This is a genomic window from Neobacillus kokaensis, assembly GCF_014656545.1.
GTDB lineage: Bacteria > Bacillota > Bacilli > Bacillales > Cytobacillaceae > Neobacillus > Neobacillus kokaensis.
This window is the reverse complement of sequence record NZ_BNDS01000008.1, coordinates 109,246-132,821: the sequence shown is the minus strand read 5'-3', so window position 1 is coordinate 132,821 and position 23,576 is coordinate 109,246. Positions and strand designations below refer to the sequence as shown.

Annotated in this window: 16 protein-coding genes, 1 pseudogene and 1 riboswitch; of the genes and pseudogenes, 11 read left to right on the top strand and 6 right to left on the bottom strand. The window is 46.5% G+C overall.

Annotated features, from left to right (window positions below; translation table 11 throughout):
• Positions 1-421 precede the first annotated feature (421 nt).
• The 5 genes from IE222_RS11450 to IE222_RS11430 all read left to right on the top strand — a co-directional run bounded on the left by IE222_RS11450 (position 422) and on the right by IE222_RS11430 (position 10,056).
• Positions 422-1,441, top strand: a complete 1,020-nt coding sequence (locus tag IE222_RS11450) for a PP2C family protein-serine/threonine phosphatase (RefSeq protein WP_191272854.1) — start codon at positions 422-424, stop codon at positions 1,439-1,441.
• Positions 1,438-3,381, top strand: coding sequence for a protein kinase domain-containing protein (locus tag IE222_RS11445; protein WP_191272852.1), 1,944 nt, complete (start codon positions 1,438-1,440; stop codon positions 3,379-3,381). The genes IE222_RS11450 and IE222_RS11445 overlap by 4 nt, the downstream gene beginning before the upstream one ends.
• 350 nt (positions 3,382-3,731) lie before the next feature.
• Complete coding sequence (locus IE222_RS11440; RefSeq protein WP_191272850.1) at positions 3,732-4,229, top strand: hypothetical protein; 498 nt, start codon at positions 3,732-3,734, stop codon at positions 4,227-4,229.
• Positions 4,230-4,244: 15 nt separating this feature from the next.
• On the top strand, positions 4,245-9,164 hold the full coding sequence (locus tag IE222_RS11435) for an Ig-like domain-containing protein (RefSeq protein ID WP_191272848.1): 4,920 nt from the start codon (positions 4,245-4,247) through the stop codon (positions 9,162-9,164).
• 556 nt (positions 9,165-9,720) lie between these two features.
• Entirely contained in the window at positions 9,721-10,056 is a 336-nt protein-coding gene (locus IE222_RS11430; RefSeq protein WP_191272846.1) for a hypothetical protein, read from the top strand.
• 44 nt (positions 10,057-10,100) lie between these two features.
• Here IE222_RS11430 and IE222_RS11425 read toward each other — a convergent pair whose 3' ends face one another.
• A complete protein-coding gene (locus IE222_RS11425; RefSeq protein ID WP_191272844.1) occupies positions 10,101-10,355 on the bottom strand; it encodes a hypothetical protein in 255 nt (84 codons plus the stop codon).
• Positions 10,356-10,467: 112 nt separating this feature from the next.
• Positions 10,468-10,896, bottom strand: a complete 429-nt coding sequence (locus IE222_RS11420) for a YwpF family protein (RefSeq protein WP_191272842.1) — start codon at positions 10,894-10,896, stop codon at positions 10,468-10,470.
• A 246-nt stretch (positions 10,897-11,142) separates the two neighbouring features.
• Here IE222_RS11420 and ssb point away from each other — a divergent pair.
• From ssb to IE222_RS11400, 4 genes and pseudogenes are all read left to right on the top strand, one after another.
• A pseudogene (ssb, locus tag IE222_RS26910) lies at positions 11,143-11,514 on the top strand (single-stranded DNA-binding protein); the annotation flags it as partial.
• 361 nt (positions 11,515-11,875) lie between these two features.
• Positions 11,876-12,100, top strand: a complete 225-nt coding sequence (locus tag IE222_RS11410) for a hypothetical protein (RefSeq protein ID WP_191272840.1) — start codon at positions 11,876-11,878, stop codon at positions 12,098-12,100.
• 416 nt (positions 12,101-12,516) lie between these two features.
• Positions 12,517-12,933: a hypothetical protein gene (locus tag IE222_RS11405; protein WP_223282658.1), complete on the top strand. Its 417-nt coding sequence runs from the start codon at positions 12,517-12,519 to the stop codon at positions 12,931-12,933.
• Positions 12,934-13,237: 304 nt separating this feature from the next.
• Complete coding sequence (locus IE222_RS11400) at positions 13,238-14,374, top strand: 3D domain-containing protein (protein WP_191272836.1); 1,137 nt, start codon at positions 13,238-13,240, stop codon at positions 14,372-14,374.
• 117 nt (positions 14,375-14,491) lie between these two features.
• Here IE222_RS11400 and IE222_RS11395 read toward each other — a convergent pair whose 3' ends face one another.
• The 4 genes from IE222_RS11395 to IE222_RS11380 form a co-directional block, all read right to left on the bottom strand.
• Positions 14,492-15,016: a proprotein convertase P-domain-containing protein gene (locus IE222_RS11395; RefSeq protein ID WP_191272834.1), complete on the bottom strand. Its 525-nt coding sequence runs from the start codon at positions 15,014-15,016 to the stop codon at positions 14,492-14,494.
• 148 nt (positions 15,017-15,164) lie between these two features.
• Entirely contained in the window at positions 15,165-18,188 is a 3,024-nt protein-coding gene (locus tag IE222_RS11390; RefSeq protein WP_191272832.1) for a DEAD/DEAH box helicase, read from the bottom strand.
• Positions 18,189-18,431: 243 nt separating this feature from the next.
• A complete protein-coding gene (locus tag IE222_RS11385) occupies positions 18,432-20,051 on the bottom strand; it encodes an SWIM zinc finger family protein (RefSeq protein WP_191273003.1) in 1,620 nt (539 codons plus the stop codon).
• A gap of 452 nt (positions 20,052-20,503) precedes the next feature.
• Positions 20,504-21,010 carry a Gmad2 immunoglobulin-like domain-containing protein gene (locus IE222_RS11380; protein WP_191272830.1) on the bottom strand — a complete coding sequence of 169 codons (507 nt, stop codon included), beginning with the start codon at positions 21,008-21,010 and terminating at the stop codon, positions 20,504-20,506.
• 257 nt (positions 21,011-21,267) lie between these two features.
• Between IE222_RS11380 and IE222_RS11375 the strand changes: the two genes are divergently transcribed.
• Together IE222_RS11375 and add are read left to right on the top strand one after the other, a co-directional pair.
• Entirely contained in the window at positions 21,268-21,477 is a 210-nt protein-coding gene (locus IE222_RS11375; RefSeq protein ID WP_191272828.1) for a cysteine-rich CWC family protein, read from the top strand.
• A gap of 10 nt (positions 21,478-21,487) precedes the next feature.
• Positions 21,488-21,587, top strand: a riboswitch (purine riboswitch).
• A 58-nt stretch (positions 21,588-21,645) separates the two neighbouring features.
• The gene (add, locus tag IE222_RS11370; protein WP_191272826.1) at positions 21,646-22,650 is read left to right on the top strand and encodes an adenosine deaminase; all 1,005 of its coding nucleotides are present in this window, start codon (positions 21,646-21,648) and stop codon (positions 22,648-22,650) included.
• The last annotated feature ends 926 nt before the right edge of the window (positions 22,651-23,576 follow it).

Sequence of the window (23,576 nt, the reverse complement as noted above, 5' to 3'; positions counted from 1 at the left end):
ATGGGGAGATTCAATGAACACGAGAAGCCGGAAAAATCCACTTAAAGTGTTTATAGAGGAGTTCAATGAACACGAGAAGGTGAAAAAGTCCGCCAAAAGTGTTCATGGGGAGGTTCAATGAACACGAGAAGGTGAGAGAATCCGCTAAAAGTGTTCATGGGGAGGTTCAATGAACACAAGAGGCCGGAAAAATCCGCTTAAGGTGTCCATGGGGAGGTTCAATGAACACATGATAGGAACAAAGCCCGCTAAAAGTGCACGTGGAGAGTTTCAATAAACACGAGAGAAGGTCAAAATCTGGCTAAAGTGCACATAGAGCGTTTCAACGAATATAAAAAAGACGTTTACATGCTCATAGAGCAATTCAATTTAGGCATACGCACACAATCAACACAGCAAATCAAGAACGAGGTATATCAAAATGGCATTTTTAACGGCGTACCACACAGATGTTGGCATCAAAAAGAAGACGAATCAGGATGGATTATTGATCAAAACGGCGGCGACACCACTTGGGCAGGTGGGGGTGTTTGTCGTTTGCGACGGGATGGGGGGACTGTCCCACGGCGAGCTTGCAAGCGCGACGGTGATCAGAGGGTTGTCACAGTGGTTCGACAACGACCTGCCGTCACTGCTGCGGACCTATATAGAGCAAGCAGGCCAGAAAGAGGTCACTTCCGGTTCTATGCTTGCGGGTAACCAACCCAGCTCAGGCAGCACCAATAGGCTGACGGAGGAAATCCAAACAGCGTTAGAGGTCACTATCAAACAGCTTAATGAAAAAATACTCCAGTACGGGGAGCGTCAAAATGTCAAGCTGGGGACAACACTGACGGCGCTGATCATTATAAATCATACATATACAATTGCCCACGTTGGCGATAGCCGGGTCTATTGCATTGCGCAGCATTCTGGAGCGGAACCAAATTCACTCGAAGAAGAGACGCAGCTTTTACAGGAAGCGAGGCAGCCACAGCAGCACGAAGAGACCCCGTCGCAGCAACAACCGGCGACCAAATTACAGCCGTCACAACTGGAGGCCATTTCGCATCAACAACAACCAGCTGTCCTTACCCTGGATAGGCCGGAAACGGCCGTCACCCAGCTGACTACGGACCAAACACTGGTGGCGCGTGAAGTGGCGCGTGGCAATATAACGGTGGAGCAGGCGAAAATTGACCCGCGTCGGAATGTGCTGCTGCAATGTGTCGGGGCGACGAACGAGATTGAAGTGGAATTCTACACGGGCGAGAGCCTGCCACACTCGATCTTCGTGTTGTGTTCGGATGGGTTTTGCCACGAAATTTCCGACGACGAGCTCAAGGTTCATTTTTCAAAAAAAGACCTTCAGCTAAAAGCGAAAATCGTCGAGCTGGTGGACCTAGTGAAGGCGCGCGGTGAGGTTGACAATATTTCGGTAGTGGCGGTGAAGGTGCCATGATTCAGATTGGATCAATCATTGATGAGCGGTATGAGATTCTGAAGGAAATCGGGCGCGGCGGGATGAGCGTCGTGTACCTGGCGATGGATAACCGCTTGAATAAGTCTTTAGTCGTTAAGGATATTCGTAAACGTGAGCATAGTAATAACCAGCTTTTGATTAACAGTTTGATTGCCGAAGCCAACCTGCTGAAAAAATTAGACCACGGGTCGCTGCCGAAGATTTACGACATTATTGAGGCGGAGGGCGACATTTATGTGGTCATGGACTACATCGAGGGCGAGTCGCTGAAGGAGAAGCTGAAGCGCGAGAAGGTCATGCCGGCCTCTGACGTCATTAATTGGGCGAAGCAGCTGGCGGAGGTTTTGCACTATTTGCATACGCGAAATCCGCATCCGATCATTTACCGCGACATGAAGCCGGACAATATCATGCTGACGCCGGAGGGAAAAATTAAGCTCGTTGACTTCGGGATTGCGCGTGAGTTTAAGGCGGACAGCTCGACTGATACGACGAATCTTGGAACGAAATCGTATGCCGCGCCGGAGCAGCATTCCGGGAAGCAGACTGACGCACGGACAGATATTTACAGCCTCGGCGTGACGCTGTACCACCTCGTGACGGGAAAAAGTCTGAACGAGCCGCCGTTTGAGCTGAAGCCGATTCGCCACTGGAACGCGTCGCTGCCGGAGGGGCTCGAGCACATCATCATCAAGTGCACTCAGTCGGAGCCGGCAGCGCGGTACCAAAGCTGCAGCGAGCTGCTGTACGATTTGGAGAACATAAACAAATTGACGCAGGGCTATAAAAATAAGCTGCGGAAAAAGTTATCGCTGTTCTTGATTCCGGTCGGGCTGTGTTTAATTTTTTCAACGACGGCGGTGGCCGGTTATAAGGGGATTAAAAACACGCAGTTTCAGAATTACATGAAGCTTGTCAACAGCTCAAGCATTGCGCTGATGAACGGAAATGATGACAAGGCGGTTGGAATTCTCGAAAAAGCAATCACGAATGTTGATAAGACGCGGCCGGAAGCGTATATCAGTCTGATTGATCTTTATATTAGCCGCAATGAAACCGATGACGGCCTGACGAAAATTGAAACCTATATCAACGATAAATATGGTGACATCGATAAAAACAGCGAGCTCCGCTTTAAGATGGGAATGACTTATTTTGATGTGAAGCGGAACTACGGCGAGGCGTTGAAGCATTTCAGCCGTGTGGATAAGGAAAAAATTCCGGACGCGAAGTATTATCAGTCTTTGGCAACCACAATGATTTCCATGAATATTGATTACGGCGATTTTTCGAAAAAGCTTTTGCAGTTTGAAAAATATAATGACGGCCTGACGAATGACCGTAAGAAAGTTGATAACTATAAGTCACTTGCGAATATTTATATCTCCTATAAAGGCCAGATTCCGGATGCGAATACGAAGGCGATTGAGATTGTCGGAAAGGCCTATAAGGTGCTGCAGCTGATGGAGGATGAGCAACTCGAGTTGAAGTACGAGGTCGATTTCGAGCAGAAGCTGGCGCAGGCATATTACAGCCGCGGCGTGAATTCGCAGGATCAACTGGCGGCCCGCGACGATTACGAGCAGGCGATTGAGCATTATCAGAATGTGGTCGATTTGGACGTCAGCAACAAAGAGGAAGTGCTGGTGAAAATCGGGGCGATTTATCAGGACATGGGCGACCCGGTCCGCGCCAAGGAGCACCTCCGCCAGACGATCAAAAGCTATCCGAAGAGTATGGACGCGTATATCAAATTAGGCAATCTGCTGCTCGATATCGAACAGGCTAAGGCTGAAGGCAAGCGCAATTATAAAGAGGCGAAGCAGGTCTACGCCGAAGCGAGCGCGATTGCCGGTGCCAAAGACGACGAGGCGTTTAAAAAACTGGCGCGGCGATTTGAGAATTTGAAGATTAAGTAGCGGGTTTTGGTTTGAATTGGCGGTGCTCCGAAATAAGGGCCATGTGTGATTCGCCGATAAGTGATGGAGAATCGCCGATATATCGTCTGGATTCGCCGATAAGTGATGGAGAATCGCCGATATCGGGCTGGAAATCGCCGATAAGTTCAGACCGGGAAATTTGTTTTTTTAGATTCGCTAATAAAAGGCTCGGAATCGCTAATATAAGTTTTATTTTTAAAAAAACAAATGCGTTATCCGCGAAATTGGCATAGTTATCCGCGAATTATAGGGCAATATCCGCGAATCTAGCCCTGTTATCCGCGAATCGAAAACGGAGAGCTAATCAAAATCAGAAAGGAGGATAAACATTGGCCTACCAAATTATGTTTTACGGCGGAATGGCGGGCGCTGCGATTGCACTTGTGATCTCGATTGTCCTCTACGTCAAGATGGGGATCGCCGGGGTCATCGAGGATCTCACCGGCTGGAATCTGCGCAAAACGAAGCGCCGGATTGCCCGCGAGCAGCCGGGGGACAAGGCAATTACAAACGAAATTATGCTGAAAAAACAAATGCCGGAAGCCGCGGTGGCAGCGGAAACCGAGCTGATGAGCGCCGCCGAAATAACGGGTCATCGGGGCACCGCGAAAATGGGGCAAGGTGCGGTGGCTATAGAGGAGACCGCCGAGACCTGCGAGACTGCGCTGCTCGACCAGCTGGATGAAACGACGCTGCTGACGGATGTGGACGAAACCACATTGCTGACGCCGCTAGATGAAACGACCCTACTCGCGGCCGAGCAAGAGGATTATTTTTTCAAAAAAGAAATAGATGTGATGGTTGTGCATTCGACGACCATTATGTAAAGGGAGATAGGAGAAATGACAAAGAGGAGAATTACGCCGATTTGGGCGCTGGGGGCGGCTGTGCTGCTGATTTCCGCGCTTGTTTTTGGCACTGACGCTTTTTCGCTGGACAGCGCGAAACGCTATATCGTTTATGGCGGAGACCGCTGGAATCTCGAATCAAGCGAAAAGCCGAACTGGATCACGAACAAAAACACGATCAGCTTTAAGGTGGATTTAAGCGAGGACTTTGAAAAAATTAATGCTGAACAGCAGGCGGAGGAGCCAGCGAAAGAACCAGCCGGTGACACAACTGAAGCACCTGCAGACAGCACAACGGAGCAGCCGGCAGAAGGCACTACCGAACAGCCGCCAGCTGAATTAACGACGCCGTTCGAACTTCAAGCCAACGGGAAAAAAATCACACCCCAAAAAGCGGCGGATTTCAAAGGAGTATACAATGTCACCATTCCGGTGGATGCCGGAGAACCTGACGGAGATATCAAGGTATCCGTCAAGTTTCTAAAAAACAATGACTGGAAGATTCCAGCCCAAACACGTACATTTACCATCGTGCGTGACACGACGAAGCCGGTAGTTGATGTTACGACGACCCTTAAAGGGAAAGAGTATACAAATAAACCAGTAACGATGTCGGTTCAAGTTACTGATCAGCATTTTGAGCCTAAACAAGATACCATTTCAGTTGTAAAAGACGGAGTTGCCTACCAGCCAGACGTTGAGTGGGATGGGAATGAGGCGGTAGTAACATTCGTCAACACCGGCTATTATGAAGTGAAAATTAAAGCGGCCGATGCAGCTGGCAACGTAAGTGAGGAGCAAAATGTCAATTTCGGGATTGCCAATCAAGGCCCTAGGGTGACGATTGCTGATACTGGTAAAAATGGGTATTATAATGGGTCTGTTGAACTGTTGGTGGAAAATGACTTTCTGATTTTAGGGGCAACCGCTGTGATTGAGCGGACCTTAGACGGAAAAACATTGCCAGCCGAGACGAAGAATTTTACGTTAAAAGGAAAAACAGCCACGCTGAAGCTAAGTGACGAGGGTGCTTACAAAGTCAGCGTTACGGTAAAAGACCGGAAAAATTTTGACGGCATCAATTTAGGTGTGAATGATTTCACGATTGATACGAGCGAACCAGCGCTTGCAATTATAGGCGTTGGGAACGGCAAGATTTACACAGATTCTCAAAACTTCATGATTGGCGTAACCGACACAAATGCCGACGAAAGTACAACGGTGTTAAAAGTCACTCGTAACGGCCAAACGGCCACCTTCACAGGCAAAAAGGCCTTTGAAAAAATGAATCTAACGCTAGAAGGAAATTATATCCTTGAACTGACGGCGACGGACAAAGCCGGTAATACTGCTGATAAAAAAGTGGCACTGACGATTGACAAATCGAAGCCGGTGCTCGGAATTTCCGATAACATTGAAGACGGCCAATTTTACAATACGGAAAAGGACGTCAGCTTTACGGTAGAAGACCTGACGCTTAATATCAGCGATACCGTATTGACCGTGTCGAAAAATGGCGCAGTCTATGAGAAGGCAATTCCGTTTACGGCTTATCCGGACGGTAAAGCGTTAGCGCAGCATACCTTTAGTGAAGAAGGAAGCTATGAACTGAAGCTGAAGTCAACGGATAAGGTAGGGTATACGGAAGTAGTATCTCGTAAGTTTACGGTTGATGCGACCGCACCGGCCATTGAGATTTCACCGGTTGAGGACGGGAAGGAATACAGCGCGGAGCAAAACGTTGCGATTTCTGTCAGCGACCTGCATTTGGATCAATATCAACTAACCGTGAAAAAGAACGGCGAAGAAATAAAAGCAGAACCGCTTGTCCGAGAGGGCCAAACGGCGAAAGCACAGCAGCTGTTCAAAGACGACGGCGTTTATGAAATCAACGTGAAGTCGAGCGATAAAGCAGGCAACGAGAAAGAGATTACAAAAACATTCACGATTGACAAGGGCGCGCCTGAGATCCATTTTTCAGGTGTAGATAATGGCCAGCATTACAATAGTGAGAAAGTGGATGTCACCATTTCGGTTGACGACCTGACATTTAGAAAAGACAAAACCACTCTTGAAGTAACAAGGAATGGCGAGAAGGTTGACCTTCCGGCGAACTGGTCGGTTAAGGACATTTCAAAGTGGCTGCTAAAAGGGGAATTGACGCTTGAGCTGCAGGACGAGGGCGTTTACCAGATCAAGGTGACGGCGGAGGATGTCTTTGGCAAGAAGAGCTCAGGAGAAATCGGGTTTACGATGGACCGGACAGCACCGAAAGTGGACGTAAAATTCGATGAAGATCAAACGACTCCAAGACCGGAAAACCCTAGAGCCGACGGACATCATATCCAAAACGGCCAAGTGACAATCACCGTTGACGAAACCTATTACGAAACCAACAAAGTTTCAGTTACTGTTTCGAAGGACGGCCAGGCGCAAGAGCCGCAGCCGGTATTCGAAAACAATGGCGCGCACTCGGAATTAACGCTGCCATTCACCGAAGACGGCGACTATGTGATCAAAGTCGGTGCTGAGGATAAAGCTAGAAACAAAGCAGCGGTCCAAACATTATCGTTCACGGTTGACACCATGAAGCCGGTGATTAAAATCACCGATGCCGTGTCAGGCGCCATTTTGAAAAACAACGCCTACCACAGCAAGAACAAAGACATGTCCATTGTGGTGGACGAGCATAATTTTGCTAACAATAATGTAAATATAGTGGTTACGGAAACGAATACCGTGACGAACGAAACGCGAAAAATAAACATCGGTAATTGGAAAAATATCGGTGAAACGTCGAAGCTGAATTACGAGTTTAAAGACGAATTCCAGTACACAATCACAGTTGGCGCCACTGACAAGGCGGGCAACATGGCCGACGAACAAACCGTGACGTTCACGGTTGACCATACCGACCCGGCGCTGGCGATTGACGGTGTCGAGGATAACCAAAATTACAAGAGCAAGCAGGCAGTCATCACGGTTAAAGATACGAACATTGATTTAGGTGGAACGAATCTTAGGGTAACCCGAAACGGACAATCTTATAACGTTGGTGATTTGAAGCTTTCGTCAAAAACAAAGGCTGGACTCCAGTTTCTTTTTAAAGAAGAAGGCGAATATGTTGTGAAGCTTGATTCGACTGACAAAGCGGGCCGGAAGACGGCTCTTGAACCGGTGGCGTTTATTATCGACTCCACCAAGCCGGTCGTGAAGGTCGAGGGTGCAGAACACAATTCCTTCAATCCAACGGCGAAAAATGTCACAGTGTCCATTTTGGAGAAAAACTTCGCAACCAATAAAGTGGGGCTGACGGTGACGAAAGACGGCGCTCCGTTTAACATGGGGACATTTGTCACAGATCAAAAACAGCTGTCAAAGCTGAGCTACAATTTTTCAAAAGACGGTTTGTACACGATTGCGGTGACTACTGAAGATAAGGCCGGCAATGGTCCGGTTGCGGTAAACCGCACGTTTACGATTGATAAAACGAAGCCTGCGATTGAAATCACGGGTGTTGACAATGATGCTTATTACAATGTGGACAAGCCGGTTTCCGTGACGATTCGCGATGTGAATCTGGATGTGAATAAAATCACCGTGACCCGAGACGGGGCGCGTTATGCGGCAGGTGGTTATTCCGTGAGCGGCGACACCGCATCATTGCGTCACAACTTTAGCAAAGAAGGAAAGTACCATATTGTCGTGAATGCAACTGACAAAGCGGGTAATAGTTTTTCAAGGGAAATGAGCTTTACGATTGATAAAACAAAGCCGGTGATTACGCCGAAATTTAACGGTTCAACCCGTGTGATTAAGGACGGCGAGTTTATCAATGAAATTTTCACACCGGTATTTGCGTTAGACCAGAAGGAAGACAGCATTGTATCGGTTGAATTAAATGGAAAAAATATCGGCCGGACAGCACCGACTGCATCGAAGGAAATGAAGTACAACTTTAAGGTGCTGGCGAAGGATAAGGCAGGCAACGAAACAACGCTGGCAGTGAGCTTTACGCTTGATACGACAAAGCCAAACTTAACCATTTCCGGTGTAGTGGATGGATTTTTCAAAAATAACATTTCACCTATGGTAAAGTATTTTGATAAACATTTAGATGCAAGCAAAACTTCGGTAACGCTAAACGGAAGGCCATTTGAGAACGGAATCAAGCTTGATGCTGAGCAGGATTATATTTTAAAAGCGGTTGTGACAGACTTGGCGAAAAATGTCAGCTCGCGGACAATCGTGTTTACCATTGATAAAACAGCTCCGGTGATCAAATTTAAAGAGGCGATTTCGAGTAAGTATTTTAAAGAAGATCTGATTCCAGAGCTGCTGATCAAGGATTTGAACGCTTACGATATCATTTCGCAGACACTCGACGGCGAGGAATATCGCTTGGGCGACCCGATTACCTCTGAGGGCAAGCACGTCTTGTTCTTCGAGGTGAAGGACAAAGCCGGCAATATTAAAAAGCTGAGCGTCGAATTTATTCTGGATAAGTCAGCACCAAAAGTGGTCTATGAGGGCGTGAAGAGCAACGAAACGTACTATGACCCGGTTAGTGTTTCGATTCGCCTAGATAATCCGCAGGACAAAATCAAGTCGATTTTGGTAAACGGGCAGCTGGTGAATTTTGTTACAACGAAAGATGAAAACGGATATGCCGTGCTATCGACGAGGTTAACGGAAATCCAGCCGTATCGAATTCAGGTCTTGGCAGTAGATGAAGCCGGGAACGAGAGCAATACGGAAATTCCATTCGAAATTGCGGAAAAATCAGCACTCGTAAAGTTCTCCGAGAACAAACCGCTTGTCGCTGGTTCCATCTTTGGACTATTCGCCTTGGCAGGAGCTGGAGCTTTGGCCGTTGTGCGGCGGAAAAAGAAGGATGTTGCAGCGGACGAATAAGGTATAAGTTTGTTTGGATAGGTTTGTGGAAAGCCGGAAATGGTAATTTGATTACCATTTTCGGCTTTTTTGTGGTTGGGTCGGGATGAAGGACAAGATAGGTATAAAACTAAGAGGAAATGGTCTTCATCGGCGTTATGAAGGCCAAAATAGGAAAATATGTTAGTGGAATGGTCTTGATCGGGGATATGAAGGCCAAAATTGGAATAAAACTTGGTGGAAATGTCCTTCATCGGCGGTATGAAGGCCAACATGGGAAGAACATGTTAGGGAAATGGTATCTTAAAGTATAAAATTACACTTTACTATTGTCCGAAAACAGCTTATCGGCGATTCATAGCATCTTATCAGCGAATTTGAGTAACTTTTCGGCGAATTGCCCCTGGTTATCGGCGATTTCATGCCATATATCGGCGAATCATAAAAACGACCTGCGAAATCCAGCCGGCCCCCCAATTGATTTCGCGTTCCATCAAATTTCAAAAAAGTTCCAGTAACATTTTTTCCATCCATGGGGAAGCTAAAATTGTAAAAAACACTTGAAAGGGGCTTTTTCATGAAAAGGAAACTGTTATTAATGCTTGCTGGTTCTGTACTTTCTGGTATCTTGTTAGTGGGCTGTAATAATGATAATGATGACCAAAATCCGCCGCCGCCGGCTGTAAATAACCCGACGGACAACAACAACAATGACATGGTACCGAACAATAATAACAACGATCTGACACCAAACGACCAGAACGACGTTATTAACGGTGATGACTATTATCCGGAATCAGAGGATAAAAACACAGACACCGACAAAGACCCAGTAAAAGACAACAACACCAAGCAAGAAGACATCATCGAGGATGACATTGACAGAAACGATAGGGATAACAAAGACGAATAATAAGAAAACATCGGGACGGTTCATGGAAGAACCGTCCCTGTTTCTTACTGCATTCCGCCAATAAACAGTGCCCCAAGTACGATGAGGAATAGGAAAATGATATAACCTATCCCGACCACGATGGTGATGATCCAGCCGAGGATCTTCCTTCCTGTTTTAATTAAATAAATTCCCAGTGCCAGCGGGCCGAAAATAAAACCTAATATCGCCCAAAGCCAGGCGCGTTTATTATGCTTCGGGGCATCAATTGCTAAATAAATCGCAATGATAATACTAATAATGAGACTAGTGTATTCCATCGAAACCATCCATCCTTTTAAAAAAATGTCAGTCTAGCGTATTGTGCCCAATTTTTTTACAAAAAAAAGCATGGGGGCAATTCATGTAAGAACCGCCCCCATGTTTCATATGTTAGTTTTTCACTTTGAGCCTTGGTTTACTTTTCATTTTATCTTTGAATTCGTCGAGCAGTGCTTGGCCCTCAAGGCCTTTTTGGAGCAGGTTGTCGAGCAGCAGCTCGGAGTAGTCGCTTTTGTTGCGGCGAAGATGACCCTCTAATAGGATGCTGATGTGATCTTCGAATTTGAGCAGAGAGCAAATTTTTGTTTGAAAATAAGCAGGGGCATTTTCTTTTTTCGTAATCTTGACTTCGACAATAATTTCGCGTTTTTCGGTAAAAATTTTATCGAAATAATCATAAAGATTTAGGTCGGTATAAGCCTCAAGCAGCCAGGTATAGTTGTCGTCCTCTTTATTTAGCACCAGCCCGTCGACCAATGGCACTTCAATTGACTTGTCATCCTCCAAAACATCCAACGAGAACAATTTAAAAGTTTTCATCGACACCCTCCAGTCTGTTTTTCCTAATTATAACATATGTTGCGTGAAAGCAAATGTCGAAAAATCTTTGCAGTATATGGAAAAAATCAATCTTTACAGACAAATTTCAACAAAATTTTTCAAAAACCCCCTTGATAAGCCCTTTTTCGAGCATGTTTGCCCCTAGAAAAAGCCCTTATCTCAGTTTTACAACTGTCTGCCATCAAGACTATGATGAAAGCATCAAACGGAAAAGGAGTTGAAATCTTGATAAATCAAGTGACGCTTGTTGGCAGATTAACGAAGGATCCGGAATTAAAAGCAACCCCGGAAGGAACAGCGGTGACACAAATCACTTTAGCCGTAAACCGCAATTACCGCAACCACAATGGTGAAGTTGATGCTGATTTTGTCCATTGCACCCTGTGGCGGAAGGCTGCTGAAAACACATGTCATTATTGTCGAAAGGGAGCGCTGATCGGCATCACGGGGAGGCTGCAAACCCGCCATTACGACAATAGGGAAGGGAAAAGGATTTATGTCACAGAAGTAGTTGCCGAATCCGTGCGTTTTCTAAGTTTAACTAGACCCCGGGCCGCAGCTTCAGAATCAACCGCCGCAGCCAGTTCGGCTGTACAATACACACGTGCAGCCGAACCGATTGCCGGTAGTACAGACCGACCCGCTGGAGCCGTAGATTCATTTGTTGCACATGGGGACCGATCTGCTGGAGACTCATTTATTGCACATGCGGATCGACCTGCCGGAACCGCGGATTCATTTGTTGCACATTCAGATCGATCGCCTGTTGGAGCAGCAGCGGGTATGCAAGGCGGGCATTTGCCAAATACTGCGGTGCAAGGGCATGGTGCAGACCAGTATAGGAATGCAACTGAATCCTCAGCTAATGATCAGCGTATCGCCGCAGAACAGCAGTCGCGTGTTATGGTGACAGAATGGCATGCCGATGCCGCCGAGCCGAAGAAGGAGGAGAGGGAGCTTGCGTTTTAATGAGAAGGATGCCGAGAACCTGGAGCAGCTGCTGGAGAGCCTAATCAAAATGGTTGGAAAGGCCAACAAAAATTGTGACAGCCTCCAAAAGCGTGTCAGCCAGCTGGAATGGATGATCAGGGAGCAGCAAATTGAACTCAGGGGACGCAACTCCATCAGAATTTATTCGTCGCATCCGCGGAAACAACGCGAAAAGGTCCCGAATCATTCATAAGTGGCCCAGTCCCCCATTAAACCAGATTACTATCATAAAAGAAAATCAACTCCGTCCCCGAAGGTTTCCTCATACTTAACCGTTCCGGCTGCATTTTGCCGGGATTTTTTTTTGATCAGGAAGCACTGCAATCTGGGGATGGGTTTTTGGAAAAATATTTAAAATATGTTTAAAAATTGTCCAGCTGGGTACACTTGTATTAAAACCCCCCTGTTTTTTTAAAAGAAGCCGCTGAACACGTGTTCAGCGGCTTCTTCGATGTTGGCCATGGCATTTTAATATGCGCATGATGCATGATGTTGGATCTAAAAATTATGCACATGTAGAAAAATTGCCGAGGAAATATGAAGGAATATGGGGAATGGAATCGAATTATTTAAGGTGGTGTAACATTTTGTCATTTTTGGGGGAGTTTTATGCAGGGCTCATTGGTTTTTATCGGCGAAAAAATAAGAGAACATGAATGGAAGATCACAAGAAAACCAGAGTTTTACGATGCAATCCTGCTCACACATCAGACATCACAAACAGAGAAAGCGGAGGAGAACCGCTATCAAAGTATTCCACTACCTTCAGCAAATTTTAAATTCAACCTCGGAGATCATAACATCTATTTCACATACAACAACCAGAAAATCCAGTTTGAAAAGGATAGAGAAGATTTATCGGAAGAGGAAGTTTTCGATGTTTTCAATAGCTTGCTTCTAAAGGAAGGAACTAGGGTCAGTTATCTAGTCCAAATGCCAAAGTGGATAACAATCCCGATAAAAAAAGAAAAAATCAGAGTACTAGCAGAAGCAAAAAAACTAGAAGAAAACGAAACCAAAAAATAAACAATCACTAAAAAGGTTCCACCCTAAATCAAGGGCAGGAACCTTTTCTCATATCAGGGATAGAGAAAATCAAAAACGTCCATTCGAGGTGGAATCGTGTATTTCTTTGGTGTCAGGCACCAAATTGATCGTTTCCCCTAACTGTCCGCGTACGGTGGAATCGTGTCTTTTTATGTTGCCTGACACCATAAAAAACACCATTTTTTTACACCTTTATGTCTAATTGTGATAGTCTTTTAATCTTTTTGTAACATAACTGGCATATTGTTCTGTTATAAATAGACTAATAAGGAGGGAGAAGTGTATGCAAAATTCAATGAAGCGTATAATTCTCGCGTTACTTACAGTTTTGTTGTGTATGTCGGGGACGATGACTGCCGCCTATGCACAAACTGACAATGAAGCGCTGCAAAACGCGAAACAACAGCTGCAACAAAAACAAAGATTAGTAGAACAAAAGCAGCAGGAACAGCAATCTGTTAATCAGGAAATAGAAAAAATTCAGCAAGAACTGCAATCTATACATAGTTTTATCACGAAAAACCAAGAACAAATGGCAGCGACAGAGAAGAAAATCGCCGCTGTACAAGAATTAATTGAAAAGAAAAAAGAAGAAATTGTTGCTCTAGAGGACAATATCCTCGGCCGCAGGGATATCATGAAAAAGCGGGCAGTGGCCTTGCAGCAAAATGATTCCGTCGACATGATCATCAATCTCTTTTTCGAGTCTGACAGCATCGCCGATTTTATCCAACGTGCCAGTGCCGCATCCACATTAATAGATGCGGACAAAAATATTTTAATCGCGCAAAAAGAGGACCTGCAGCAAATCGAGAATGATAAAAAAGAAATTGATGCGCAGGAGCAAGTATTAGAACAAGAACAAAGCAACCTAGCTGCCCAGCAGCAGGAGCTCAACAAAAACATGCAAAAAAGACAATCTGTCTTAGCGAATATGCAAAAAAAATACGAGCAAATCGCGAAGCAAGTGAAGCTTGCCGAGCAGGAAAAAGCAGGCATCCAATCACAATTAAAGGATATCCAAGCGAAAATCAAGCAGGGGCAAGATGCGGCCAAGCCACGTCCAGTAACTAAACAGCCGGCGGCCACTTCGGTGAAATCAACGAACGAGTCCAAACCAAGTGCAACGGCAGGCGGCAAGGAGATGTATGTGTCGGCAACAGCCTACACTCCTTATGACTCCGGCAGTATTACAGCGCTTGGTTACAATATTAAAAAGAACCCGAATATGAAGCTGATTGCTGTCGATCCTAGGGTTATTCCGCTTGGGAAAAAAGTCTGGGTTGAAGGCTACGGTGTGGCGATTGCCGGTGATACAGGCGGCGCCATCAAAGGACACAAAATTGACATTCTGCTTCCAACTAAGAATGCAGCCTACCAATGGGGCAGAAGAACAGTGAAGGTAATTGTATTAAATTAAAAAATAGTTCCGGGCATTAAACCCGGAACTATTTTTTGTGGGGAAATGGTCAGTTTTTTTGGGTGGGAACTGTCCATAAATGAAGGCGGTATGTAAAAAATTCACATGATGCCGTGTCTACCCACAATCTGTAATAATATGCAAAGACCACCCGTTATTGATAGTCCCTACATCCGCGCCAGCGTCGTCTGAGACATACAAGCTCCATGTTCCATTTGGGTCAGTTCCATTAAAAACACTTAAAGCTGTGCCATACGGCGGCGGCTGCTGTGGAGCGCCAGCAGGGAGGTTATCTAAAAGTCCATTATTACTAGGCTTATAGTTGTCAAGAGTAGGGATGGTATTTGTCATTACATTCGGTGAATCATCGTCAAAAGTATACGTAGCGTTTACTACCCCAGGATTGCCATTACCTACATCATCCATTAAGACAACATTTTGACCATTAGGACCAACAAGCAATAAATGAAGGTCAGCTAGGTAGGTATGCGTTAGCCCGTGAACAGTTGCAGTCACCTTCAAAATAGTACCAGCAAGTCCAGAAACTGTAATAGTGGATGGATAGGGGGTAGCGGCAGCGGCATCATTAATTGTTATCAGTTCCGGGTTACTAAAAGTACCCTCACATAGTCGAATTCCCAATAAAAACACCTCTTTCAATTCATGTATGATAGTATATGAACCGCTAAAGGATATGAACTGTATAATTGTCCAAACCAAAAGCCTAAATATAAAAAGGGTGTCAGGCACCATGTGAAAATTTCACATGGTGCCTGACACCCATTAACCATTATCCTAAAAACACTAAATCCTTTAGCTCTTCCGTAGACAGCTCTGTAATCCAGTTCTCACTCTGGATGATTTGGTCATTGAGAAACTGCTTTTTCTCCAGCATGGCGTCGATTTTCTCTTCGAGCGTGCCTGTGCAAATCAGCTTGTGTACATGCACGAAGCGTGACTGTCCAATCCGATAAGCACGGTCGGTCGCCTGATTCTCAACCGCCGGATTCCACCAGCGGTCGTAATGAATCACGTGATTCGCGGCCGTCAGGTTCAAACCGGTTCCACCCGCTTTCAGCGACAGCAGGAATACTGGAAACTCCCCATTCTGAAACCGCTCAATCATCGCATCCCGCTGCGCCTTGGCGACACTTCCATTCAAAAAAGGCACCTCGACAGCAAATTTCTTTTTCAATGCACTGCGAATCATCTCGCCCATTTCGAGGTACTGTGTGAAAATAAGACAGCTCTCGCCCTGCTCCAGCACCGCCTCGACCAGCTCGACCAGCTTCTCCAGCTTATTCGAGCGCTCGAGAAGCTCTCGTGTCGCTGATTTTTCCTTCAAATAAAGGGCAGGGTGGTTACAAAGCTGCTTCAACCGGCTTAGCATTTGTAAAATTAAACCCTTGCGCTCAAACCCCGACAGCTGCTCAATCTGGGCAAACGTATCGTGAATCAGCTGCTCATAAAGTGACGCCTGCTCTGCCGTTAGCGGGCAGTATTCCTTTTGCTCGAGCTTATCCGGCAGGTTCAAAGCAACTTCTTCGTCCTTTTTCGTCCGCCTTAAGAGGAACGGTCGGATCAGCGATTGCAGCTGCTGGATTTTTTCCTTTTTCTCTTCTTTTTCAATCGGGATAATGAACTTTTTCTGGAACTGCCCGAGGCTGCCAAGATAGCCGTGATTGCTAAAATCAAAAATCGACCATAGCTCAGACAGGCGGTTTTCCATCGGAGTTCCCGTTAAAGCGATATGATGACGCCCGCGCAGCCTGCGGACCGCCCGCGACTGCTTCGTCTGGGCATTTTTAATGTTCTGCGCCTCGTCGATGGCAATCGAACTCCAGAGCACTGTTTCAAAATCCTCGGAATCTAGGTGGCTCAAGCCGTAGGAGGTCAGCACCACATCAACGGCCTGCGCCTTTTCGCGAAAGGCGTCTTCCTTCAGCCGGTTCGACCCATAATGCAAATACACATCCATCTCCGGCGCAAACCGCTCCAGCTCCTTCTGCCAGTTCCCCAAAACAGAGGTAGGGCAGATAATCAACGCCGCCTTCACCGGGATCTTCTCATGAGCGCCAGGCGCCGCGGCATCCTTCTTCTTCCGGGCAGCCGTGGTTCGAGACTTGGTGTCAGGCACCGCACTTGGATCTCCGCCAACACCCGAATCATCACCCGAGTCCCCAACCCCCAACTGTCCGCGTGGGGTGGAATTGTGTGTTTTTTTGGTGTCAGGCACCACAGCAGTTGCGGCCCCGCCACTATCTTCCTCTTTCACCTTTAGCAAATAAGAGATTAATTGCACGGTTTTGCCGAGTCCCATGTCGTCGGCGAGACAGGCGCCAAAGCCGTATTGTCTTAAAAACCATAACCAGCTCATGCCTAGCTGTTGGTATGGTCTTAATTCACCTTGCAGACTGTCTGGCACCTCAGCCAATGGTATCTCGTTTACCTCTGACAGCTGCTTTACCATCTGCTTCCACTGTCGGTTCAACTCAATTTGAATCTTCGCAAACGCCTTCGGATTCTCCAGCTCATCCTCAGCCGCATCGGCCTCGACCAGCTCCTGCTCCAGCAAATCGCGTACATGCAAGCCCTCTTTTTCGGCACGTTTCATCAAATCCTGAATCTGCCGGATAAACTGCGGGTCAAGCTTCACCCAGCGCCCGCGAATATAGACAAGCCGCCGCTTCTCCTCGACCAGCTGTCCAAACTCCTCCTCCGACAAATCGACGCCATTCATCGAGAACCGCCAATTAAAGTCAAGCATTGCCTGCAGCCCGACAAACGAAGGCCGGTGGCTAGACCCACCTTTCAGAGACGCCTTCACTCGTAAATTGGCATTCTTCATCGCCTGCCACCACGAAGGTAGGAGGATTTCTACATCAAGTGCCACCAGTGTTTCGCTCGCCTCTGTTAAAAATAACCACGCTTCCTCCTCGGAAAGCCCCGATTTCAAAACACCGGCACCTTCCTCGCCCAGCCAGGGAATCAACCGTACCCAGCGCGCTATTTCACGATCGACCTTGTCTAAAAAAGACCGCCATTTCGCTGGAATCCGCTTCACATCCTCTGCATCGTACACTTCATCGGTATTCTTTTTCCCTCGTAAGAAAACATCCAGCGTCCAGTCGCCTTCGCCTTCGAGTGGTTCATCCAGCCGCAGGCCAATTGTAAACGGCGTGTTGTTCTCCTTAATCCCGACCCACTCGAGCCATGACTCTTCATCAAAATAACTTGCGAGCTCGCCGCCCGAGATATTTTGTTTTTTCAAAAGCTCAAGCTTCGGTCCGAACAGCTCTTTCATTTTTGCATTCCGCGTCAAATAGGTATCGAGTGCCCCGTTATACAAATCGGAAATGTATTCCAAAGCGCCAGCGTCCACATTCTCGATGTTCTGCTCCCAAAACGACGAGTCAAACTCATTTTTGACCCGCTCTGGCAGCTTCCAGCGAAAATCACCGTCGGGCTGGCCCCAAACGGAAAAGTCGGGCAGCCAGTCTTTTTCCATAATCCCCTCATAAAGAGAGAAGGCCGCCGCCAGACAAATCTCGGATTCCTCATTCCAGTCCCACTCGATAAAGCGGTTGAACGATTCCTTGGCAAACAGCGACACCAGCTGCCAACCGTTCACCACCACACCGTCATCGCTCTCCTCCAGCACCGTCCCAAAAAAACTCTCCTCGTGGTTTGAGAACACAAGGTTTTTCCAGGCGGAAGGAGGGAGGTCGAATCCGCTGTCATCTTGGGCCTGAATCAAAAACCGCCCATCGCCTAATGTAGTTGTCAGCAACTTCAAAAATCTCGTCTTCAGCATCGCAACGCCTTCTCCTTTGCCCTTAAAGGGGTTTTTCTAAAAATATGTATTTGGTCTTTAAATGTTCTTGAAAAAATAAATACCGGTTTCAATCTTTTCGCTGTGTGTACTGTCTACGAGCCCGACCGGAAGGAAAACTAGGGTGTGGGGTTACGTAGCTAGGTTCTTCATCCTATATCATGGAGTAGCTACCGTTCCGGAAACTCCAACTACTCAATAAAGTTACCTTTGCAGAATCCCCAACTACCCAATCAGCTTTCCGCGCGTGCATTCTTCATGAAAAGCCCGCAGCCGCTTGGTCCGCTCGAGCAATCCTTCCAAAAAATACTCCCAGTCATCGACACGCTTCAGCTTCTTATACAGCGTCCGCAATTTTTTCAAATGCCGGACGGCCATCCGGTAGCTGCTGCGATTTTTCTGGTCAATTTCACGCTGGACTGCCTGATGCAACATCCCGAGCAGCACCTCAGGCTGTTCTTTTTCCACGATCTTCACGCGGTCCTTCGGCAGATCCTGAAACTCCATGCCGACAAAGGCCTGCAGCTCGCCCCAGCGGTCGTACATCCCGCGGTCAAATAGCATATACTCATACTCAGCATAGCTATATGGTAAACCATTCAACAACGTCCGCTCATACACATCGGCCCGGCGATTCTCGGTCACATATGGCGTAATCACCCTTAGGACAGTTCGCATAAACCCGGTACGCCCGTGAAACCCACCGCCAATTCCGGCAGAATCCAGGTATCCTTTCAATTTTTGTAAAAACACATCAATCCACCGCCCAGCACGTTTCCATGCTTTCATAATCGACAAAAATTCGATCCAATAAACGATAAAAGGCACAATCAATTCATCATCGACTAAATCAATCAAATCGAGGGCATGCTCATCCTCACCAAGCAGCACACACAAATGAATCGAAGCCACCACTAACGGCAGCGGATTTTCGTCCTCTTGAACCGATTTCATTCGTTCACGAACCCGCTCAAGCTCGGCCTCGCGCCATGATGTCTTACGAAACAATCCGCTCCAGAGGACACGATACAGTGCGATCCGCGGCTGTTCCAAACCCTTCACAACCGTAAGCAGGCCAAACGCGTCATCCTTCAAACCCGCCACAAACTCATCAAAATCAAACGGCAGCGTCTGCATCCCAATCCGATCAACTAAATCATCCGCCTCATCGACCATCGCTTCAAACAAATGCCCATAGGACCGCCGCACTGCCTCCACTCCGTGGTCCATGCGCTCGCTCAGCTCAGCCAGCATCCGGAATGACACGACCACGGCCACCAGTTCATACAACAGCTTCCATTCCTGCTCGACGGGCGAACTCGCTTGCAGCCGCCGTCGGTAAATTCCGAACAGCTCCGACACGACAAATGGATTCATATGCTTTTTCGCACCCAGCAAAGCAGCGAAGCTTGTCTCAAATGAATCGACCCAGCGCTGGTAATCTGGTTTCAGTATCCCGTTCGCCTTCACCAAATCCTTTGCCTTCTGCAGCCCCCAAACCGCTGCCGACTTCGTCTCGCGTGCAGGCTCGCGCCACTCGGTCAACCAATCGGACACACTGTAGGTGCCAGCATACGCCGCAAAAAACACGGCCATCTGGTGGCGGCAAAGCCCATCCGAAGGGCATGAGCACTCACTTAAGCCAAAAAACTCTGGATCGAGCATGACTTTAGCCGGCATCACATCCTGCACCACCGCAGTAATTGCGGTTTCGGCCACCTGCAGCTGCGTCACCAGCCCCTGCCGGTACAACATCAATCCCTTCTGCACCAGCCGCGCATCCTCACTCGAATTCGCAGTCAACAAATCCCGCAGCTCATCCGACAGCTCCTGCAAAAACTCCATCCCAAACACCGACCCCTCTACCGAAAAATCCATATTCCTATATTATAACCAAAAAATGAAACAAGAGGGCGGTTCATGTGTATCCTTTATGCAATTTGGGGCGGCTCGTGGTTATTTTTATTTTATTTACGGTTGGAATAAATTGTCTAAATAGCCAAAACCTCTGAAAAAGTAGCCAAAAGTAGTTAGAAAATAGCCAAAACCCTTTCGAAAATAGCCAAAACCAGCTGTGTACATTGATCTTGCCGACTTATTAAAAAATCGGTAGTGTAAAATTACAGGGACCTGTCATCTTAACCTCCCAGTAGACCAGTTTCCCTGTTTACCCGTCATTTTACGGATTTTACCCGCCAGTTTTGATTATTTACCCGTCAGTTTTTCCACTTTACCCGTCAACTCATCTAAACCAAGCCAAAAAGCCAGGCGCATAGCCTGGCTCAGGTAATTTATTTTTATTTTTGAATCGGGATCTCCAATACATTGATTTTCGATCCATCTTTAGCGGAATAAACAAATAGTTCAAACAGGGCGCTATCGCTGCTGATTAAATTTTTGCCAAACGTAATGGTGAAGTCTCCCCATGCAGGCGCTCCGGCCGTTTGATAGTGGTCTTCCAATAACACTTTGTCACCTTCGGAAAGTTTGTATTGAAAAACACCTTCAAACACCTGGGCCTTTCCAGTGACAACGATTTGATCGTCAGACTCTGTGACAACAACCTCTTTGAAGGCCTCATTTTGATACGTAGCCGGCTCATCCGGTTCTGCTGCTGGTTCTTCTTTCACCGGCTCTTCTTTAGGTGGCTCTTCCTTCGCGGGTTCTTCCTTAGCCGGTTCCTCGCCCTTAGGCTGCTCTACGACCTTTCCCCCATCCGGCTCTTTTACATCCTTTTGTGGACTGCAGGCTGATAACCCAACTGCGGCAATTAACGCAAGTAAAAAATAAATCACCTTTTTCATTCAGTCACGCTCCTTTCTATAAGTTTAAACCATCTAAGCGGGATCACAATCAGTAAAGAAAGATTTTGTTTTATCTTATGCACTGGATTGTGAAAGGAGGCGTATTATGGAAAAAATTCTCGCTGCACTCTGCCCGCGCGCACTAAAGTGCCCCAAGCTTGGCTTAGGTATTATATGCCCTTCCACAAAAATCCCTAATCTTGTAGAATCAAAGATAAAGTAACATGAGTCGTAAACGAAATGAGGGGGGAATGACCGTGGCAAATAAGTACTGCCCGATATGCGGGGAAAAAAACAAGTGTATGTCCGGCGCTGTCGAACACGGGAACTGCTGGTGCGACGCTGAAGTTTTTCCGAATGAAATTTTTAAATTAGTACCGGAGGAGAGCAGAAGAAAACATTGTATCTGCCAAAACTGTTTAACCAAATTTAAGGATGGAAAACCGCTCCAGCCACTTGACAACTAAATAAACATCTAGTATTCTAGTCAAAATTATTCGTATAACTCCAATAATATGGTTTGGAGGTCTCTACCAGGAACCAATAATTCCTGATTACGAAGAAGGTACATGTACGTCGTGTATTTTCTTCGTAATCAGGAATTTTTTTTTATAAAAAAAAGAGGAGAGGATACTATGAATTTTGCTGAATTACCGAAAATTGAACTGCATTGCCATTTGGATGGCAGTTTGAGACCTGAGACTATTATTGACATCGCCCAGAAAGAGGGCATCAGCCTGCCTTCATTTATTGCGGGTGAGATCCAGAAAGAAATCACGGCGCCGATCAATTGCGAGTCGCTTGATGAATACTTGGAGAAATTCGCCATCCCCAATTTAGTCATGCAGTCAAAGGAAAGTCTAAGAAGAATTACCTTCGAGCTGTTTGAAGACGCAGCCCAGGAAAAGGTGAAATACATGGAGGTTCGGTTCGCGCCGTTGCTTCACACGAATAAAGGACTAACGATTGATGAAATCGTCCAGAGCGTGATCGACGGAATGCGGGAAGCCGAAAGCCGCTATGATATTAAAGGAAACATCATCCTGTCATGTATGCGGACGATGTCGGCAGAACGAGCTTTTGAGGTTGTGGAGCAGGGGAGGAAATTCCTCGGAAAGGGTGTCGTAGCCATTGATTTGTGTGCGGCTGAAGAGGAAGGCTTTTGCCACACCTTCGTGGAGCCGATTAAGCTAGCGCGTAAATACGGCTATCGTGTCACTATTCATGCGGGCGAAACCGGTATTGGAAAAAATGTCCTCGAGGCCGTGCAGCTTTTAGGCGCGGAACGAATAGGACACGGCGTTTTTATCAAGGACTGCCCCGAAGCGTATCAAATCGTGAAGGACCAGCAAGTGGTGCTGGAAATGTGTCCGACGAGCAACGTCCAAACGAAGGCCGTGAGCACTTTTCATGAACACCCCATCTACCATTTTCACAAAGATGGCATCAAAGTCACCATCAATACGGACAACCGAACGGTATCGGACACAACGATGGAAAAGGAATGCACCATCGTGGCGAACGAATTTCATTTAAGCTTGGAGGACTATCACCAAATTTATTTGACCAGTGTCGAAGCAAGCTTTGCTGATCCGCAGACAAAGGAAAGGCTGAAAGGGTATATAGCTGGAATTGGATGAATCGCCGCGGTAAGCCCGTTTTTTAGAAACATCCTGCCCTGGTCATGATTCGGTATCCTAGGGCAGGTTTTTTATGTGAAGGTTTGCTCTATTAGATTTTGGATTCGCCGATAAAATGGCTGGAATCGCCGATATTTTCAAAAATTCGCCGATAAATTGGGTGAATCCGCCGATATCCTCTCGAAATTCGCCGATAAATCCGAAGTCCCATTGGTAAAGTGTAATTTAATATGAAGGATTGCCATTTAATTGTTCAAACTCAAGTGAAAATATCAGGTCTTGTCTTATAGAAAAGCTCTATGAGACAATTTCATGTGGAAGTCATGAAGTCATGTCCCATAGAAAAGGTCTATGAGACAATTTTATGTGGAAGTCATAAAGTAATGTCCCATAGAAAAGGTCTATGAGACAATTTCAAGTGGAAGTTATGAAGTAATGTCCCATAGAAAAGGTCTATGAGACAACTTTATGTGGAAGGCATCAAGAGTTGTCCCATAGAAAAGCTCTATGAGACAATTTCATTTGGGATGCAACAAGTCATGTCCCATAGAAAAGGTCTATGGGACAATTTCATGTGGAAGTCAAGAAGTCATGTCCCATAGAAAAAGCTCTATGAGACAATATCATGTGGGATGCAACAGGCCATGTCCCATAGAAAAGCTCTATGGGACAATATCATGTGGAAGTCAAGAAGTCATGTCCCATAGAAAAGGTCTATGGGACAATATCGTGTGGGATGCAACAGGTCATGTCCCATAGAAAAGGTCTATGGGACAATTTCGTGTGGGATGCAACAGGTCATGTCCCATAGAAAAGGTCTATGGGACAATTTCATGTGGGATGCAAGAAGTCATGTCCCATAGAAAAGCTCTATGAGACAATTTCAAGTGGAAGTCATGAAGAGTTGTCCCATAGAAAAGCACTAT